At 73.4% G+C, this 1,427-nt stretch carries 1 protein-coding gene; it reads right to left on the bottom strand.

Annotation, left to right across the window (positions count from 1 at the left end; genetic code table 11):
- On the bottom strand, positions 1-1,427 hold a 1,427-nt coding region (locus ABEA26_RS35950), incomplete at both ends, for an AMP-binding protein (protein ID WP_345598274.1).

Consider the following 1,427-nt stretch of genomic DNA (forward strand, 5'->3'; position numbering starts at 1 on the left):
CCGGCCGCAACGCACCGTCCAGCACGTACACCCGCGTGTTCGCCATCGGCCGGCCCAGCGGGACGGTGGTCTCGACGCGGTGCGGGTGGCTCATGGGGTACTGGGTGGCGCACAGGGTGATCTCGGTCGGCCCGTAGATGGCGGTGACCGCGGTGCCGGGGCAGGTGTCCAGGACCCGCTGGACGGCGGCCGGCGACACCACGTCCCCTCCGGTCCACACCTCGCGCACCGCGGTGAAGCTCTCCGGCCGCTCCTCGGCGATCAGGCGGAAGAGGCCCGCGGTGTAGAGCACACCGGTCACCTGCTCGTCGGTCATGACGCCCTCGAGGGTGGCGAGGTCGAGTTCGCCGGCCGGGGCGACGACCACACGGTGGCCGTTGAGCAGGGGCGCCCACAGTTCGAAGGTGGCCGGGTCGAAGGCGTACGGGGAGTGCATGAGGACCCGTTCGGCCGGGCACCGCGGGTTGGTGCAGGCGCGTGCGGTGTCCTCGCGCGGGCCGTGCCAGACCGGGTCGTGCGCGAGGTCCAGCACGTCCCGGTGGGTGATCTCGACGCCCTTCGGCTCGCCGGTGGAGCCCGAGGTGAACATGGTGTACGCCAGGTCGTCGGGTCCGCCCGGGACGAGCGGGTCACCGGTCGGCAGGCCGCTGAGGTCGTCCTCGTCGACGACCACGACCGGGCCGTCGTGCCGCAGGTCCCGCTCGCGCATGGCGCGGTCGGTGAGCAGGAGACGGGCCCCGGTGCGGGCCAGCGCCATCCGCATCCAGGACACGGGGTAGCCCGTGTGCAGGGGCACGTAGACGCAGCCCGCCTTGACGACGGCGAGCAGGGACACCACCAGGTCCGCGGAGCGCTCCTGGAGGACGGCGACGGCGGTCTGCGGCCGGGCACCGAGCGCCACGATGCGGTGCGCCAGCCGGTTGGCCCGTTCGTCGAGTTCCCGGTACGTCAGGCTCCGCCCGTCGGCGCGGACGGCGATCGCGTCGGGGGTGGCCGCGGCCTGCGCGTGGAAGGCCGCCTGGAGGCTGTCGGGGATGGCGCCCCGCGGCTGTGCGGTGGCGTTCCAGCCGGCGACGAGCCGGTGGTACTCCTCCTCGGCGAGGAGGTCGAGGCCCGAGACGGACACGCCCGGGTCGGCGACCGCGGAGCGCAGCAGCCTGGCCAGGCGTTCGAAGAGCACGACGACGCTCTCGGGGTCGAACAGGTCGGTGCTGAACTCCGCCATCATGTCGAGGCCGCCGGCCCCGTCCCCGCGTTCGAAGCAGAACAGGGAGAGGTCGAAGCGGGAGGCGCCCGCGGTCAGCGGTATGTACTCGGCGCGCGCCTCGGAGAGCCGGAAGTCGGCGTCCGGGGTGTTCTGGAGCGCCAGGACGACCTGGACGAGGGGGTTGCGGGACAGGGAGCGCTGCGGGTTCAGCTCCTCCACC

Origin of the sequence: Streptomyces marokkonensis (assembly GCF_039539045.1) — a bacterium.
GTDB lineage: Bacteria > Actinomycetota > Actinomycetes > Streptomycetales > Streptomycetaceae > Streptomyces > Streptomyces marokkonensis.